Annotated in this window: 15 protein-coding genes; 8 read left to right on the top strand and 7 right to left on the bottom strand. The window is 63.2% G+C overall.

Annotated elements, in window-relative coordinates; all coding sequences use genetic code 11:
* The first annotated feature begins 72 nt into the window (after nt 1-72).
* Genes argJ through WS46_RS00070 form a run of 3 tightly spaced genes read left to right on the top strand, consistent with a single transcriptional unit; the run spans nt 73 to nt 2,643 of the window.
* A complete protein-coding gene (gene argJ, locus WS46_RS00080; protein WP_059688956.1) occupies nt 73-1,314 on the top strand; it encodes a bifunctional glutamate N-acetyltransferase/amino-acid acetyltransferase ArgJ in 1,242 nt (413 codons plus the stop codon).
* Nucleotides 1,315-1,333: 19 nt separating this feature from the next.
* The gene (locus tag WS46_RS00075) at nt 1,334-2,203 is read left to right on the top strand and encodes an ATP-binding protein (protein WP_059688955.1); all 870 of its coding nucleotides are present in this window, start codon (nt 1,334-1,336) and stop codon (nt 2,201-2,203) included.
* A complete protein-coding gene (locus WS46_RS00070) occupies nt 2,200-2,643 on the top strand; it encodes an NUDIX domain-containing protein (RefSeq protein ID WP_059688954.1) in 444 nt (147 codons plus the stop codon). Before WS46_RS00075 ends, WS46_RS00070 begins: the two co-directional genes overlap by 4 nt.
* A gap of 61 nt (nt 2,644-2,704) precedes the next feature.
* On the opposite strand, the gene WS46_RS00065 is transcribed toward WS46_RS00070, so the two are convergent.
* From WS46_RS00065 to WS46_RS00035, 7 genes are all read right to left on the bottom strand, one after another.
* Nucleotides 2,705-2,905 carry a DNA gyrase inhibitor YacG gene (locus WS46_RS00065; protein WP_039317342.1) on the bottom strand — a complete coding sequence of 67 codons (201 nt, stop codon included), beginning with the start codon at nt 2,903-2,905 and terminating at the stop codon, nt 2,705-2,707.
* Nucleotides 2,906-2,933: 28 nt separating this feature from the next.
* The gene (zapD, locus tag WS46_RS00060; protein WP_059535184.1) at nt 2,934-3,689 is read right to left on the bottom strand and encodes a cell division protein ZapD; all 756 of its coding nucleotides are present in this window, start codon (nt 3,687-3,689) and stop codon (nt 2,934-2,936) included.
* A gap of 107 nt (nt 3,690-3,796) precedes the next feature.
* Nucleotides 3,797-4,405: a dephospho-CoA kinase gene (gene coaE / locus WS46_RS00055; RefSeq protein WP_059688953.1), complete on the bottom strand. Its 609-nt coding sequence runs from the start codon at nt 4,403-4,405 to the stop codon at nt 3,797-3,799.
* An 84-nt stretch (nt 4,406-4,489) separates the two neighbouring features.
* Nucleotides 4,490-5,401, bottom strand: a complete 912-nt coding sequence (locus WS46_RS00050; protein ID WP_059688952.1) for an A24 family peptidase — start codon at nt 5,399-5,401, stop codon at nt 4,490-4,492.
* Between the two features lie 45 nt (nt 5,402-5,446).
* Nucleotides 5,447-6,661, bottom strand: coding sequence for a type II secretion system F family protein (locus tag WS46_RS00045; protein WP_059688951.1), 1,215 nt, complete (start codon nt 6,659-6,661; stop codon nt 5,447-5,449).
* Nucleotides 6,658-7,935, bottom strand: a complete 1,278-nt coding sequence (locus WS46_RS00040) for a GspE/PulE family protein (RefSeq protein WP_059688950.1) — start codon at nt 7,933-7,935, stop codon at nt 6,658-6,660. Before WS46_RS00040 ends, WS46_RS00045 begins: the two co-directional genes overlap by 4 nt.
* An 82-nt stretch (nt 7,936-8,017) precedes the next feature.
* The gene (locus WS46_RS00035) at nt 8,018-9,304 is read right to left on the bottom strand and encodes an HlyC/CorC family transporter (RefSeq protein ID WP_081055055.1); all 1,287 of its coding nucleotides are present in this window, start codon (nt 9,302-9,304) and stop codon (nt 8,018-8,020) included.
* A 449-nt stretch (nt 9,305-9,753) separates the two neighbouring features.
* Between WS46_RS00035 and WS46_RS00030 the strand changes: the two genes are divergently transcribed.
* The 5 genes from WS46_RS00030 to WS46_RS00010 all read left to right on the top strand — a co-directional run bounded on the left by WS46_RS00030 (nt 9,754) and on the right by WS46_RS00010 (nt 16,210).
* On the top strand, nt 9,754-10,083 hold the full coding sequence (locus WS46_RS00030; protein ID WP_059688949.1) for an AlpA family transcriptional regulator: 330 nt from the start codon (nt 9,754-9,756) through the stop codon (nt 10,081-10,083).
* A 384-nt stretch (nt 10,084-10,467) separates the two neighbouring features.
* The gene (locus tag WS46_RS00025; protein WP_059688948.1) at nt 10,468-11,826 is read left to right on the top strand and encodes a DNA cytosine methyltransferase; all 1,359 of its coding nucleotides are present in this window, start codon (nt 10,468-10,470) and stop codon (nt 11,824-11,826) included.
* Nucleotides 11,823-13,412, top strand: coding sequence for an ATP-binding protein (locus WS46_RS00020; protein WP_257129890.1), 1,590 nt, complete (start codon nt 11,823-11,825; stop codon nt 13,410-13,412). The genes WS46_RS00025 and WS46_RS00020 overlap by 4 nt, the downstream gene beginning before the upstream one ends.
* Nucleotides 13,409-15,649, top strand: a complete 2,241-nt coding sequence (locus WS46_RS00015; protein WP_059688946.1) for a Z1 domain-containing protein — start codon at nt 13,409-13,411, stop codon at nt 15,647-15,649. Before WS46_RS00020 ends, WS46_RS00015 begins: the two co-directional genes overlap by 4 nt.
* A complete protein-coding gene (locus WS46_RS00010; RefSeq protein WP_257129889.1) occupies nt 15,650-16,210 on the top strand; it encodes a PD-(D/E)XK motif protein in 561 nt (186 codons plus the stop codon). It abuts the gene before it with no gap.
* Nucleotides 16,211-16,283: the final 73 nt, after the last annotated feature.

Below are 16,283 nucleotides of genomic sequence, written 5' to 3'. Positions count from 1 at the left end.
GCGCGTGCGGCCGCCGGTTCTTCCAATCGATGCCGGCGCATGCCGGCATTTTCCATCCGGCAGGTGTGCCCCATGGCTGTCAATTTTCCGTCGATCGATCCCGCCCAACTCCATCCCGTCGCCGGCGTCACGCTCGGCTGGGCGGAAGCGAACATCCGCAAGCCGAATCGCAAGGACGTGCTGGTCATCTCCGTCGACGAAGGGGCGACGGTCGCCGGCGTATTCACCGAGAATCGCTTCTGCGCCGCGCCGGTGACGGTGTGCCGCGAGCACCTGGCAAAGGTGCGTGCCGGCGGTGCGGGCATCCGCGCGCTCGTCGTGAACACGGGCAATGCGAATGCGGGCACCGGCGAGCCGGGCCTCGCGAACACGCGCGAGACCTGCTCGGAACTCGCGCGCCTCGCGGGCATCGACGCTGCACAGGTGCTGCCGTTCTCGACTGGCGTGATTCTCGAGCCGCTGCCGATCGACCGCCTGAAGGCCGGGCTGCCGGCAGCGCTCGCAAACCGCAAGGCCGCGAACTGGTACGACGCCGCGCAGGCGATCATGACGACCGACACGCTGCCGAAGGCCACGTCGCGCCAGGTGACGATCGATGGCCACACGGTCACGCTGACGGGCATCAGCAAGGGTGCGGGCATGATCAAGCCGAACATGGCGACGATGCTGGGCTTCCTCGCGTTCGATGCGAACGTGGCGCAGCCGGTGCTCGACACGCTCGTGAAGGAAGTGGCCGACCGCTCGTTCAACTGCATCACGATCGACGGCGACACGTCGACGAACGACTCGTTCATCCTGATCGCGTCGGGCAAGAGCACGCTGCCCGCGATCACGTCGACCGACTCGCCGGCCTATGCGGCGCTGCGCGACGCGGTTACGCAGGTCGCCCAGGTGCTGTCGCAGCTGATCGTGCGCGATGGCGAAGGCGCGACGAAATTCATGACGGTGCAGGTCGAAGGCGGCAAGAGCGTCGCCGAGTGCCGCCAGATCGCGTATGCGATCGGGCACTCGCCGCTTGTGAAGACGGCTTTCTATGCATCCGACCCCAATCTTGGCCGGATTCTCGCGGCGATCGGCTACGCGGGCGTCACGGATCTCGACGTGGGCAAGATCGATCTCTATCTCGACGACGTGCTCGTCGCCAAGGCCGGCGGCCGCAATCCGGCTTACCAGGAGGAGGACGGCCAGCGCGTGATGAAGCAGAGCGAAATCACGATCCGCGTGCTGCTCGGCCGCGGCGACGCGCAGGCAACCGTCTGGACGTGCGATCTTTCGCACGATTACGTGAGCATCAACGCGGATTACCGCTCCTGATCGGGAGCGCTCGAACGACATGGACAAGCTCGAACAGTTTCTGACGCGCGCGGAAGCGCTGCTCGGCCGCCTCGAGGGGATGCTGCCGCCTGCGCCGGCGGCCATCGACTGGAACGCCGCCACCGCGTTCCGCTGGCGCAAGCGCCAGGGGCGCGGCTATCTGCAGCCGGTGCCGGCAGCATCGTCGATCACGCTCGACGACCTGCACAACATCGATCGACAGAAAGGGCTGATCGAGCAGAACACGCGACAGTTCGTCCAGTGCAAGCCGGCGAACAACGTGCTGCTGACCGGTGCGCGCGGCACGGGCAAGTCGTCCCTGATCAAGGCCTGCCTGAACGCGTATGCGAAGGACGGCCTGCGCCTGATCGAAGTCGACAAGGACGACCTGCACGATCTCGGCGACATCGTCGACCTGATCGCGCAGCGTCCGGAGCGGTTCATCGTGTTCTGCGACGACCTGTCGTTCGAGGAGGGCGAGTCGGGCTACAAGGCGCTGAAGGTCGCGCTCGACGGCTCGATCGCCGCGCAGTCCGACAACGTGCTGATCTACGCGACGTCGAACCGCCGCCATCTGCTGCCCGAGTACATGAGCGACAACGAGTCGTACAAGCATCTGCCGGACGGCGAGATCCACCCCGGTGAAGTCGTCGAGGAAAAGATCTCGCTGTCGGAGCGCTTCGGGCTGTGGGTCAGCTTCTACCCGTTCAAGCAGGACGACTACCTCGACATCGTCGCGCATTGGCTGCGCCATTTCGGCTGCGCGGACGCCGAGATCGAGACGGCGCGCGGCGACGCGCTCGTCTGGGCGCTCGAGCGCGGTTCGCGTTCGGGTCGCGTCGCATGGCAGTTCGCGCGCGACTGGTCGGGTCGCAAGGAGCAGGCATGAGTGCGGATTTCGCAGCAGGCGGCGTGCGCGCGCCCGATGGACGCAAGGTGACGGAGGTCGCGGTCGGCGTGATGGTGCAGGCAGACGGTCGTTACCTGCTCGCGCAGCGGCTGCAGGGCAAGCCGTACGAGGGCTACTGGGAGTTTCCCGGCGGCAAGCTGGAGGCCGGGGAGAGCGTGGAGGACGCGCTGGCTCGCGAATTGCATGAGGAGCTCGGCATCGAAGTCACGGCCAGCCACCGCTGGCATACGCTCGAGCACGATTATCCGCACGCGTACGTGCGGCTCTATTTCTGCAAGGTGACGGGCTGGACGGGCGAGCCGCGCAGCAAGGAAGGGCAGGCGTTCGTGTGGCAGCAACTGCCGGTCGAGGTCGCGCCGCTGTTGCCGGCGGCGCTGCCGGTGCTGGAGCTGCTCGAGAAGGAGGCGGCGTCGCAATGACGCCGTGGCGGCTCGCCTGAAAGGCGGGCCACATCGCAGGACGGGCGGTGTCGCGCGCCGCTCAGCTGTCGCGGCGGCCGTCGGTGCCGTCTTCCTCCGACGACGGACCCTCGTCGGAGGACCCGCCGATCCGGTACTTTTCTGCGGCCCATGCGCCGAGGTCGAGCTGCTTGCAGCGGGCCGAACAGAAGGGACGGAACTTGTTTTCAGGCGTCCAGCGCACTTCTGCGCCGCACGAAGGACATTTCACAACGGTAGTCATACGAGAGCGTCGAACCGGCACGCGGCCGTTACAGATTGCACAGTGTCAGGTGGAATGGCACGTCGATGTCCACCGCACGCGGCCGCACGTCGCCGTCCTGCATGGTGAACCGTACCCACAGCATGTATTTGTTGGCGCTCGCTTCGGGAATCACGCGCAGCTCGGGGGGCACGCGCACCTGCATCAGCTGGTAGGTGCGCCCCGACAGCATCTGCTGGTAGCTGCCCTGCATCGCCATCACTTTCGAAGCCTGGCCCGATTCACGCGCGAGCCGCAGCACGATCGCAGCGGCGTCGCGCAACGGCAGCAGCGGCAGGATCCATTTCGCGATGTCCTGGCGCCGCTGTTCCGCGGGCCATTGCTGCCACGCATAGTACGACGGCAGGTCGAACTTGCACGTGCCGCCGGGAATCACCGCGCGGCTGCGGATGCTGGCGAGCCACTCGTTGTCGATCAGATGCTGCCCGGTCTTGCCCTGCATCTGCGCAAGATTGGCGAGCGTCTGCTCGATTTCACCGAGCACGGCCTCGAGCGCATTCTGTTCGATGCCCGGATTGCCGCGAAAGGGGGCGAGCGTCTGGCGTTGACGTTCGAGCTCCTTCATCAGATCCGATTTCAGGTCCGCGCGGCCGGTGACCTCTGCGATTTCGAACAGCGTCGTCAGCGCGACGTGATGTTCACGCGGGTCCTCCTGAGCCAAAAAGAACGCGAAGCGCTCGAACAGGTCTTCGAGGCGCAACAGCGTGCGAATTCGCTCATTGAACGGATACTCGTAAAGAATCAAGCGCGCTCGCCTCTAGGGTAGGGATTGAAACAATGCAGGACATTCTAATGCTCACTGTCTACCCTAGCAACGCACCAATTTCGTACACCATCACGATCGCGCGGCGATCAGTGCGCGGCGGCCGCGAATGCGAGATAACGTTGGTGCAGTGCATCGACCTGTGCGGCGAGAGCTGCGGGCGTCGTCGCGTCGTTGACGATCACGTCGTCGGCCGCAGCGAGACGCGCTTCGCGCGTTGCTTGTCTTGCGATGATCGCTTCGACCTGTTCGCGCGTGAAATCATTGCGCCGCATCACACGTGCGATCTGCGTCTCGACCGGGCAGTCGACGACCAGCACGCGATCGCTGCGCGCCTTCCAGTTACCTGACTCGACGAGCAGCGGCACGACGAAGATCACGTAAGGGCCCTGCGCTTCGCGGGCCTCGCGCTCGGTCTCGGCGCGGATCAGCGGATGCGTGATCGCTTCGAGGCGCCGGCGCGCGTCGTCGTCGCTGAAAATCAGTGCGCGCATCTTTGCACGGTCGAGCGAGCCGTCGGCCGCGACGAAGTCCGGTCCGAATGCATGTTCGATCGCCGGCATCGCGAGGCCGGCCGGTGCGGTGATGCGGTGCGCGATCAGGTCGGTATCGACGATCGATGCACCGCGTGCGGCGAACATGTCGGCGACGGTCGTCTTGCCGCTGCCGATGCCGCCGGTGAGTCCTATTGCAAACATGTGAGCCTCCGCCGTGCCGTCACGAGGCAGCGAAGCGCCTCCCCGCGACGCAGCGAACATGGCGGCCGCCGGCGGTGCGTCATGTCAGCCGCCGAGTGCCGAATAGAAAGGGGTGCCGAAAAACAGCGTCGCGACGCCGCCTGCCGCGAGGAACGGGCCGAACGGAATCGGCTCCTCGAAGCGCATGCGTCCGCGCCAGGTCGCGACGAGCCCGACGAGCGCGCCCGTCACCGCGGCGAACAGCACGACCTGCGGCAGCGCGGCCCAGCCCATCCATGCGCCGAGCGCGGCGAGCAGCTTCAGGTCGCCGAAGCCGATGCCCTCGATGCCGCGCAACCATTTGAACAGCCAGTAGATCGACCACAGGAACAGGTAGCCGGCCATCGCGCCGACCACGGCCGAACGCAGCGACGTGAACGTGCCGCCGAGGTTCAGAGCGAGCCCGGCCCAAAGCAACGGCAGCGTCATCGAATCGGGCAGGTACCCGGTCCGGATATCGATCGCGCTCATTGCCAGCAGTGCCGCGCACAATCCGAACGCGGCGAGTCCGGCGACGGTGGGGCCGAACGCGGCGAGCGAACCGGCGGCGAGCAGCGCACCGGCGAGCTCGACGAGCGGATAGCGTATGCCGATCGCATGGCCGCACTGACGGCAGCGCCCGCGCAACAGCAAGTAGCTGACGAGCGGGATGTTCTCCCACGCACGCAGCACGTGACCGCAATGCGGGCAGGCGCTGCGCGGGCGCCACAGGTCGTAGCGCGGCGGATAGCCGTCGTCCGGCGGCGTGCTTGCACTGCCGGTCGCTTCGGCGATCTCGGCCTGCCAGGCGCGCTGCATCATCACCGGGATCCGGTGCACGACGACGTTCACGAAGCTGCCGACGCACAGGCCGAGCACGACGGCGAACGCATACTGCACCGCGGGCGGCAGCATCGCCAGCGCGAGCAACGTGCTGTCGGGCGAGTCGAATACGGTTATGAGGGGCGCGGACGTCATGGGGCTCGGGTTCGGGCATGAAAGGCGACAGAATCGGTTGCGATGCTACACCACGTTGCCCAGCTGAAGGATGGGCAGATACATCGCGATCACGAGGCCGCCGACGAGTGCGCCCAGCACGATCACGATCAGCGGCTCGCCGAGCGCGGCGAGCGCATCGAGGCGCGCGTCGAGCTGACGCTCGCATAGCGCGGCGATATCGGCGAGCATCGTGTCGAGCGCGCCGGTTTCCTCGGCGACGGCGATCGGTTGCACGACGTCGTCCGGGAAGCATCCCGCCGCGTGCATCGCATCGGCCAGACGCGCGCCGCGCAGCACGCGCGTCGCGATCTGTGCGGTGGCCTGTTCGAATACCGGATGGCCGGCGGTGCGCTCGAGCGTGGCGAACGCATCGGCGAGCGGGACGCCCGCGCCGAGCAGCGTTGCAAGCGAGCGGCACCAGCGTGCGGTCGCGAAGCGTGTGAGCGCGGTGCCGACGAGCGGCAGATTCAACAGATGCCGCGCGACCGTATAGCGCAGCGAAGGCGAGCGCCGCAGCGCGTGGCGCGCGACGAGTCCGGCGCCGGCTGCGCCCGCAACCAACGTGCCACCCCAGGCCGATGTCGCGGACGAGAGGGCGAGCAGGGCGCGGGTTGGTGCCGGCAGCGCCGCGCCGAAACCGTCGAAAATCTGTCGGAACGTCGGCACGACCCACACCATCAGCGCGGCCGAGATCGCGAGCGCGAACACGATGACGGCGACCGGGTATGCGAGTGCGGCACGCAGCTTGCGCCATTGCGCGTCGGCGCGTTCCCGGTGCTCCGCGACGCGGGTCAGTACGGTACCGAGCGCACCCGATGCCTCGCCCACCTCGATCAACTGGCGATACAGCGTGCCGAACTGGGACGGATAGCGTGCGAGCGCGGCGGCGAAGCGTTGCCCGCCGATGATCTCGCGCGCGAGACCGGCGGCGATGCGCGGCAGCCCGTCGCGCGTACGGGTGCGGGCGAGCATCTCGAGCGACGGTGCAAGCGGTAGTCCGGCTTGCAGCAGGCTCGCGAGCTGACGCGTGAAGCGCGTGACCTCTCGTGCGCCGGCCGCTGGCGGTCGGGCCGCGCCGCGGACGTCGAGCGACAGCACCGCGACGCCGTCGCGCGCGAGTGCTGCCCGTGCGGCGGCTGCATCGAAGGCGATGACGTTCCCGCGGCATGGCGTGCCGTCGCGACGACGGCCGCGCCACGCGAAGCAGGTTTCGTTTGGCGGTGCATGCATGGCGATCATGCGTCGGGCGTCGCGGCCAGCGCTTCCGCGATGCTCGTCGTGCCGTCGCAGACGTGCGCGAGTGCCGCGTCGCGCAGACTGCATACGCCCTCGGACGCCGCGCATTGCGCGAGCGTGCCGACGCTTGCGCGTGCGACGATGTGCTCTGCCATTGCCGGTGAAACCGGCATCGTCTGATGCAGGCCGATCCGGCCGCGATAACCGATGCCGTGACAGGCGGCACAGCCGCGCGCGACGAACGGACGCCATCCGGATTCCAGCGCTGCTGAATCGCAGCCTGCTTCGCGTAGCGCGCGTGCCGATGCGTCCGAGCGCACGCGGCAGACGGTGCACAGGCGCCGGACGAGGCGTTGCGCGGTGACGAGGCGCAATGCGGCCGCCAGGTTGTATGGTGCGACGCCGATGTCGAGCAGTCGCGCGACGGCTGTCGGCGCGTCGTTCGTGTGCAGCGTCGACAGCACGAGGTGCCCGGTCTGCGCGGCCTTGATCGCGACGTCGGCCGTCTCCGCATCGCGAATCTCGCCGACCATGATGACGTCCGGGTCCTGCCGCAGCAGCGCACGCAGCGCAGTGGCGAAAGTGAGCCCGGCTTTTTCGGCCACGCCGACCTGGTTGATCCCGTCGAGCTGAATCTCGGCCGGATCCTCGACCGTGCACACGTTGTGCGCATCGCGGTCGAGCATCTGCAGCGCGCAGTAGAGCGACAGCGTCTTGCCGCTTCCGGTCGGCCCGGTGACGAGCACGAGACCGTGCGGCGCGCGAATCGCGGCCTCCATCGCCGCGGCCTGACGCGCGTCGAAGCCGAGGCGCGCGAGCGTGAGGTCGGGCGGTAATATCTCCAGGCGGCGCAACACGAGCTTCTCGCCGAACAGCGTGGGCAGCGAGCTGACACGGTAGTCGCCTCGCATGCCGCCGTCGACCGCGATGCGCAGCCGGCCGTCTTGCGGAAGCCGACGCTCGGCGATGTCCATGCGGGCGAGCACCTTGATGCGTGTCACGAGTGCGTCGCGCAGATGAGTTGGCGGCCGCGCGTGTTCATGCAGGACGCCGTCGATGCGCAGGCGGATGCGCCAGCCTCCTTCGAACGGCTCGACGTGGATGTCGGACGCGTTGCGCACGCGGGCGGCGTGCAACGTGTCGGTCAGCAGCCGTACGGCGGGCGAGTCGTCGAGTTGCGCCGCATCGAGCGGCCGGGGCGTTTCAGCGGGCGATGCGTCGAGGGAGGCAGGCGGCCGCTGCGTGCGCGGCGGCGCCCCGGGAGGTGGGAAGTGCATGTGAGCCGGCGCTCGGCCGCCTGTTGATCGTGACCAGCAAATGGTCGCGTATCGCGAGCGGCGCCGACAGTCGGCCGTTCGGCTAGCGCGCGGCGCGTGCGCGCGTGCTGCGCGGCTTGAAGAGCTTGACGGTGCGCACGGCCTGATCGTCGCTGCGCATGACCTCGAGCATCACGTCACGGATTTTCAGGCACACGTCGCCTTCGGGAATTTCCTCGAGGATTTCGAGGATGAGGCCGTTCAGCGTCTTCGGTCCGTCGGTTGGCAATTGCAGGTGCAGCCAGCGGTTCAGTTCGCGCAGCGGCATGCTGGCGGCGACGATGCATTCGCCGTTCTGGTCCCAGCCGCCCGCGCGTTCGCCGCGCGGCATCGACGTCGTGAATTCGCCGATCAGTTCCTCGATGATGTCCTCGGGCGTGACGAGCCCCTCGAGTTCGCCGTACTCGTTGACGACGAGCGCGGTTCGCTGCCGGCTTTCCTGAAAATACTGGAGCTGCTGGACGACCGGCGTGCCCGACGGCACGTAGTACGGCTCGGCGAGCAGCGTGCGCAACGTTTCGCGGTCGAAATCCTGGTTGTGCAGTGCGGTGAGTGTCTTCCGGACGTGCAGCACGCCGAGCACCTTGTCGATGTCGCCTTCGTAGACGACCAGGCGGTTGTGATAGCAGGTCTCGAGCTGATGCAGGATGTCGTCGAGCGGCGCGTAGAAGTTGAGCGATTCGATTTGCCGGCGCGGCACCATCACGTCGTCGACCGTGATGTTCTCGAGGTCGAACAGGTTGAGCAGGATGCTGCGGTGCTTGGTCGGCATGAAGCTGCTCGATTCGAGCACGATCGCGCGCAGCTCGTCGGCCGACATCCGCTGATCGCGGCCCTTCTTCGTGTTGATGCGCAGCACCCAGAGCACGCCGTTCGCGAGCGCGTTGACGAACCAGACGACCGGCTTGAACACGCGCATCAGCGGCGCGATCACGAGACTGGCGGGCAGCGCGATGCGCTCGGGAAAGGTTGCGCCGACGATCTTCGGCGCGATTTCCGCGAACACGATGATCAGGAACGCGACGATGCCGGTCGCGATCGACAGCGCGAGGTTGTTACGGCCGAACGTATGCAGCGCGAGCGAGGTCGTCAGAACCGGGATGATCGTGTTGAACAGATTGTTGCCGATCAGGATCACGCTGAGCAGCAGGTCGGTGCGCGTGAGAAGACCCTGCGTGGTTTTCGCGCCGAGCACGCCCTGGCCGGCGAGATGCTTCAGCCGATGGCGGTTGAGCGCCATCATCGCGGTCTCGGAAATGGAAAAGAAGCTGGAGCAGAGGAGAAGCAGGAAAACGGCGCCGATTTGCGCCCATAAGGGAATTTGGTCCACGCGTCAGAAGGGCAGTGAAGGACAGGGATGGAGGGAATATAGCAGAGGCCGGCGGCCGGGATGTGTCGCACGCGGCATCGGGCCCGTGCGACCGGGCAAAACGGAGGCAAAAAAAAACCGTGCACATGGTGCACGGTTTTTTCAAATCTGGTCGGGGTGAGAGGATTCGAACCTCCGGCCTCTACGTCCCGAACGCGATTTCCCCGCCTGATACGGTGTTCCGGATTGCGGTCGTTGCATTATAAATCAATGGCTTGCGCTTGGCTTCGCTCCGTTTCGCGCACCTGCGCGCAGTGGCAATACGACGTGAGTTGCCACTGATTTGCCACTGACTTCGTCGGCCGTAGCAAGTATATGGGTGCGGCTGGTCGTCGATTTCGCGAAATAGTTCGGGCCATGCTCTGTGGGCCTTGCTATACGCCCAGACCTCAACATCGACGCGCCTCATCATGGCCACTCATCAGGAATCTTTCACGCCTCTTACGAAGCAGGCGGTAGCCGACGTCCTGGGTATTTCTGTCCGGTCCGTGGAGAACTGGATAAACGACGGTACCTTGCCGGCGCCGGTGAAGCTGGGCAATCGCGTTTACTGGCACCCCGAGGTGTTTTTCGGGTGGCTGTCGCGGCGGTTGCTTGAGCCAGTCGCGGAAGGGGCAGCGGAGACGCCCGCAGCAGCCCCCGCACCTCCGAAGGCGGTCGCCAAGCGGCCCGAATCAGTTGCGGCGGGCCTGCGAGCTAGTACGGATAAGAAACTGGCGCGCTTGCAGGGCGACCGCTGACACCCAGCGTGGTTTGAGCGGCGCGGTCTTGGGTGCTCTCGGTACATTGGGGACAGTGCGCCAATGCATCTCCCGGCTCAATGCTGCAGCGGATGACGTACCGGTTGCCCTCATCGTTGAACATGGAAGCCATTGCCTCGACGGCGGGTGGGACTGAACTTCCCGATTTCCCCGCCGATAACCCGGTCTGAAGGGCTTCCCGACCGGCCGAGGGGTGTACAAAAGGCATGTATGGATATACAGTGGTGATGGCGCGCCCGCCCATGTTCAGCGCGGGTTGATGAAGTGCGTGCTGTAGATGGCATAATGGCGAGCGCGCAGCGCCTGCGCGCGAAGCGATGGGCCGTATCCAATGAAAACTAATCTCGACGCTTTGTGGCGCAAATGAAGTCTTTCCGTTTCGTCGACTTGTTCGCAGGGCTCGGCGGCTTTCACCTGGCGCTTCAGCGTCTAGGCGGAACCTGTGTCTTTGCTGCTGAATGGCAGGAGCACCTTCGCGACCTGTATGAGGTCAATTTCGGGCTGAGGCCGAAAGGTGATATTACGCTGATATCACCGGAGGACGTCCCGAGTCATGACGTGCTGACCGCGGGTTTTCCGTGCCAGCCGTTTTCAAAAGCGGGTGACCAACTCGGCTTTGAGTGCACGAAGCAAGGTAATCTGTTTTTCAACGTCGAGGCCATCTTGAAAGAGAAGATGCCTCGGTTTTTTATTCTTGAAAATGTCCCGAATCTGCTTAAGCACGATGGCGGGCGGACATGGGAAAAGATTCAGGAAAAATTGGGCCTTGATGGATTGGGCTATCACATCAGAGCCGAGAAATTGTCGCCCCACAATTTCGGCATACCGCAGATTCGAGAGCGCGTTTATATCGTGGGCTCGACAGAGCCGCTGACCAGCTTTCAGTGGCCGGAAATGATTGACGCTACGACGTCTATCGAGACCATTCTGGATGAAAATCCAGACGACGCGAGACAGCTTTCCGCGCAGGTAACCGAGTGCCTGGAGGTGTGGAATGACTTCCTGGCTCGTAGTCCACTTACAGTCGAATTGCCATCGTTTCCGCTATGGTCGATGGAGTGGGGGGCAACTTACCCGTTCGAAGAATCAACGCCGTATGCCGTGCTGGTCGAAAAGGGAAAGCGTGGTCTGTTTGATATGCGTGGGTCACATGGCGTTCGCCTGGGTGACTGGGAATCCGTGGATGACCGCTGGGCTGCATTGCCCAGCCATGCTCGCACGGAGCAGTTTGAGTTTCCTAAGTGGAAGCGCGACTTTATCCGGCAAAATCGAAAGTTTTACGCCGATAACAAGAAGTGGATTGACCCTTGGCTTCCGAAGATTCTCAAATTCCCTTCCAGCCTGCAGAAGCTCGAGTGGAACGTGAAGGGCGGCGAGCGAAACATCTGGGCGTACGTGTTGCAATTCAGAGCATCAGGCGTGCGTGTAAAGCGCCGGACCACGGCTCCCAGCCTGATTGCAATGACCGACACCCAGGTGCCCATTATTGGCTGGGAGCAGCGATACATGACGCCACGGGAGTGTGCGCGACTTCAAAGCCTAGAAGGACTGGAGCAGTTGCCGGCTACGCCTACCAAAGCTTTCCATGCATTGGGGAACGCCGTAAATTCCAGAGTGGTCGAGTTTGTCGCAGCCGCGCTGTTGAACGGCACCCGGCGGGCGAATCTGCCAACCGCGCGTGGTAGCCGGGCAGACCGTCACCCAGCGGAGACACAGGCGTGACAGGTGAGAGCTATGAGCACGTGACGAAGGTCGGCATTCGGCCGAAGGTATCGATGCTCTCGGTACTGTCGAGACTGAACTACAAAGCCTGGTTCGCCGTAGCTGAGTTTGTCGACAACAGCATTCAGAGCTATTTCGCAAACCGGCAGCAGTTGCAGCGCCTGCATGGAGACAACTTCGTCCTCAAGGTTGTCATCCGGTTGGACGCCGCGAGCCGACTTATCGAAATCACTGACAACGCCGCAGGCATTCTCGGTCGCGACTTCCCGCGAGCCTTCCGCCCGGCCGAAGTGCCACCGGACCGCAGCGGACTGTCCGAATTTGGCATGGGAATGAAGACTGCTGCCTGCTGGTTCACGAATACGTGGAGCGTCAGGACGAAAGCTCTTGGCGAGCCGGTGGAGCGAACGGTCCGGTTCGACATTCACGACATCCTTGAGGCAAATCTGGATGACCTGAACGTCCAGGAGACGCGGGCGAATCCGTTGTCTCACTACACCGTGGTTCGGCTCGAAAACCTGGGTAAGAAATTTCCGCAGACGAAGACACAAAAGAAGCTGCGTGACCACCTCGCCAGCATCTACCGGGTCTATATCCGCACGGGAGAAGTCGAACTCTATTTCGGCGACGACAACTCGCGGTTGATGTATGAAGAGCCGGAGAGCCTTGTCGCACCGCCGCACAATGCCCCCAACTCGCTGCCTGTGCAGTGGCGAAAGGAAATCAATTTCGACTTGCCCGGTGGCCGGCGCGTATGGGGCTTTGCAGCGCTGAGGCGTGAGGCATCCACATCACATGCCGGCTTTGCCCTGTTTCGTCGAAATCGATTGATAGTGGGCAGCGATGATGAGACATACCGGCCGCACGAAGTCTTCGGCAATACAAATAGCTATCGCTATCAGCGGCTTTTTGGAGAACTGCACGTCGAAGGTTTCGAGGTCAGCCATACGAAGGACGGATTCAGTTGGGACGAGTACGAGGAGGAATTCCTTGATAGCCTACGAGACCATCTGGAGGCTGAACCGCTGAATCTCTTGAGGCAAGCCGAGCAGTATCGCGCTCGCCCGTCCAAAACAGCACTGCAACCTCTGCTCAACGCCGCATCGCGGTCATTGGCTCTCGACATGGAGCACCGCGGCGGGCAAGCGCTTTCCGGCGACTCGGATTCTGAGGGCTCCTCGGACGAGGGCGTCATACAGGAGCCGGGTCTAACGGAAGACGCGGCGGCACCTCTGGTCGCGACAGAGAAGGCATTCTCCGTCCTAGTCGACGGTGCGGTGTGGAATGTCGCCGTGCGAACATTGGTTGACCCCTCCATCACGGATTGGCTCAAGGTTGGCAAAACCGAGCGCTCCCAATTGGGGCAGTTGCCGGTCAATGACGTTGCAATTGATGTGTCGATGGCGCACCCATTTGTGCAGCAATTCATCGGCCCCAAAAACGAAAATGCCGAGCTTTTTCTTCGATTTGCGGTTGGGGTCGCCTTGGCAGCAGTAAAGGCGAGCCGTGGAGGCTACCCGTCCGCGCCTATGTTGAGCTGGATGAACCGGCTCCTGCGTGAATCGCTCACTGGAGATAGCGAATGAGCGTTGTGGTCAAAGAGTTGAAGGATGTGCGGCCGCCACTGCTGTGGGAGCCGGCGGTCGGCGCGGAAACTGACGACTTCCTTAAGCGGAAGCAGGCAAACGACCAGATTCCGCCGGAGGCGCTGCAGCGGGTCGTTTTCGAAGCTCAGCAAATCTTGGGCCGGTGCGTGAACCCGGGCGAACCACCCGAGGGTGCGACTGGCCTGGCCGTCGGCTATGTGCAGAGTGGCAAGACCCTGTCGTTCACGACGTTGGCTGCACTTGCCCGCGACAACGGCTATGGAATGGTGGTGCTCATCGCTGGCGTGCTCGACAACCTGCTCAAGCAGACGCTCACGCGCCTGACGACCGACCTCAATCTTGCCGGTGGGCTAGCCCGGCCGTGGGTACTGATTGATAGGCCAACGCCAGACAAAGCATCCGAGACGCAGTTGCGGCAGCATCTCGCGAAGTGGAGCGACCCGAGCCTTTCGCCCCTGAAGAAGCGCACGGTGATGGTTGTCGTGCTGAAGAACCACAAGCGCATGGGAAATCTTCGGGCTTGCCTGAAGGGCCTCGACCTAAGCGCGGTTCCGACTCTGGTCATCGACGATGAGGCAGACCAGGCGAGCCTGAATAACTTCGCTTACGCGAACAGACGCAATGGAAGCAATAAGAAGAGTTCGAACTATAGCGAAGTTACGGCACTGAAGGCGCTTCTGCCGCACCATACCTACGTTCAGTACACAGCGACGCCCCAGGCGCCGCTGCTTGTCGGGCTTTCGGATGCACTATCGCCGAGCTTCGCGGAGCTACTAAGCCCTGGCGACGGCTACGTCGGCGGCAAAGTGCTCTTCGCTCCGCTCGCGAAATATTCACGGGCCATTCCTGACGCCGAAGCGGATGCCTCGCTTGCCACGTCTCCTGACGGACCGCCAAAGACGCTTGTTGATGCGCTTCGGATTTTTCTCTTGGGCGCATGCGCGGTCGAGGCCTCAGGGAAAGTCGCTCATCGCACGATGATGATTCACCCATCGCAGCAAACTGTGTTTCACAACGACTACCAGGTCTGGATTGCTGACCTCATGGATGCCTGGCGCCCCATGGCTAGCGACGAGGCCCTGAAGGACGAGTTCTTCGAGGATTTTCGCAAGGCACATACCGACCTTGCAGAGACCGTCGGCGACACGCTTCCCTCGTTGGAGGAACTGGTGTTGCACATGCCGTACGTCCTCAAGACAGTGAACTATCGAGAAGTCAATTCTACGGGCCCGGGCTCCGAGCCCGTGGACTGGTCTGGGTGCGAATATTGGATTCTGGTCGGCGGAGCAAAGCTCGACCGCGGCTTCACCGTCGAGGGTCTCACTGTTACCTACATGCCCCGTCCGATAGGAACCGGCAATGCGGACAATCTCCAGCAGCGTGCGCGGTTCTATGGCTATAAGCAGAAGTACATCGGCTACTGCCGCGTGTACCTGAGACGAGAGGTTAAGGATGCCTTCCGTAACTACGTTGAGCACGAAGAAGCGATACACGAGAGCCTCCGGAAGACTCGAGGCGAGCCGCTGAGCAAGTGGAACCGCCAGTTCACGCTCGACGGGGCTATGAATCCCACCAGGCGGAATGTCATTGGCATTCCCTTGGACGAGGTTGTCGCGTCGAACTGGGTCTACCCGAAAGCGGCGCATGTGGACCCACACTGCGTTGAAGACAATCGCCAAGTCTTCACGGACTTCATCGCGCAATTGGGAGGGCTCGACAATGGAGTCGCCGCCAACGATGTGGACCCCGACCGCTACATCGACAAGCGCGCAGGCAAGAAGAACATCCTGTTCGAGAATGTGTCTCTTGAGTCGGTCATCGATGGTCTACTTGAACGGCTGCGAATGGGCGACGGCGATGACGCCGTGCTGAGGGTCGGCTGCGTTCTCGCATTGCGCCAACTCATCAAGGATGGGCAGACGCACGCTGATGTTTTCATCATTGGCGAACTGGCTGCGCAAAATCGTAGTAAGAAGGCCGGGGCGATTAACCAGGTTTTCCAGGGCAAGAATCCCGACACTACTGACCGCTCTCAGTTGCTGTACGGAGGTGACCGAGAGTTCGTATCGGCGAGCCGAGTTTCTCTGCATCTTCGGACTTTCAATCTGCTGAACGCGAATACGAAGGTGCCGGAAGAGCGGGATGTACCATGGTTCGCGATGCACGTGCCCGAATCGCTCAAGAAGCGGTTGCTGATACAGGCGGAGGGCGTGTAAGTGCAGGCTTCCTTGTGGCAGCAGTTCCAGGCGCTTAAAAAATCTAACGATAGCGAGGCGTCTGGGACAATCCGGTGCGGCGCAGGAAAACGGCATCTCCTGCTGAAAGGCGAGCACGACGAGCCGATTCTTTTGCTCGCGACGGCACAAAGGCGCTCGCCTCGGGCGCCTATCAGGCTTAAGCACGTTAGCATCCAGTTCGATGCTCGCTACGAGGTGACCGCCACTGAAACCGGGGAGTCGTCGAGCGAATGGTTTTGCAAGGTGGCGTGTGATGCCAGTAGCGCATCGTTACATGGCTACTTTGTCGAACTGCTTGCGGCGACAGCGAATTCCCTTCCCGACCAGCTCGATGATTCGGCAGTCGATGAGGCCGTCGAAGCGCTGATGGAGTTGTTCCGAAAAATGGCAATGCCGTCGCGGGCATCCATGACGGGACTCTGGGGAGAATTGCTTCTCATCAATGCCTCATCGTCACCACAGAGGATGGTGGACGCGTGGCATGTTGCGCCAACCGACGATTTCGATTTTGCCGCCGATGCGTTCCGGATTGAGGTGTAAGCGTGTCCCCAGCACCGTCTCGACGATGTGAAAGGAAGTTGCCAGAGTAGTCCCCACCAAAGTAGTGGGGACC

The sequence above is a fragment of the Burkholderia sp. RF4-BP95 genome (genome assembly GCF_001521985.1).
In the GTDB taxonomy this organism is placed as follows: Bacteria; Pseudomonadota; Gammaproteobacteria; order Burkholderiales; family Burkholderiaceae; genus Burkholderia; species Burkholderia diffusa.
Note: the sequence above shows the minus strand (reverse complement) of the source record. Positions and strands in the feature narration are given on the sequence as shown.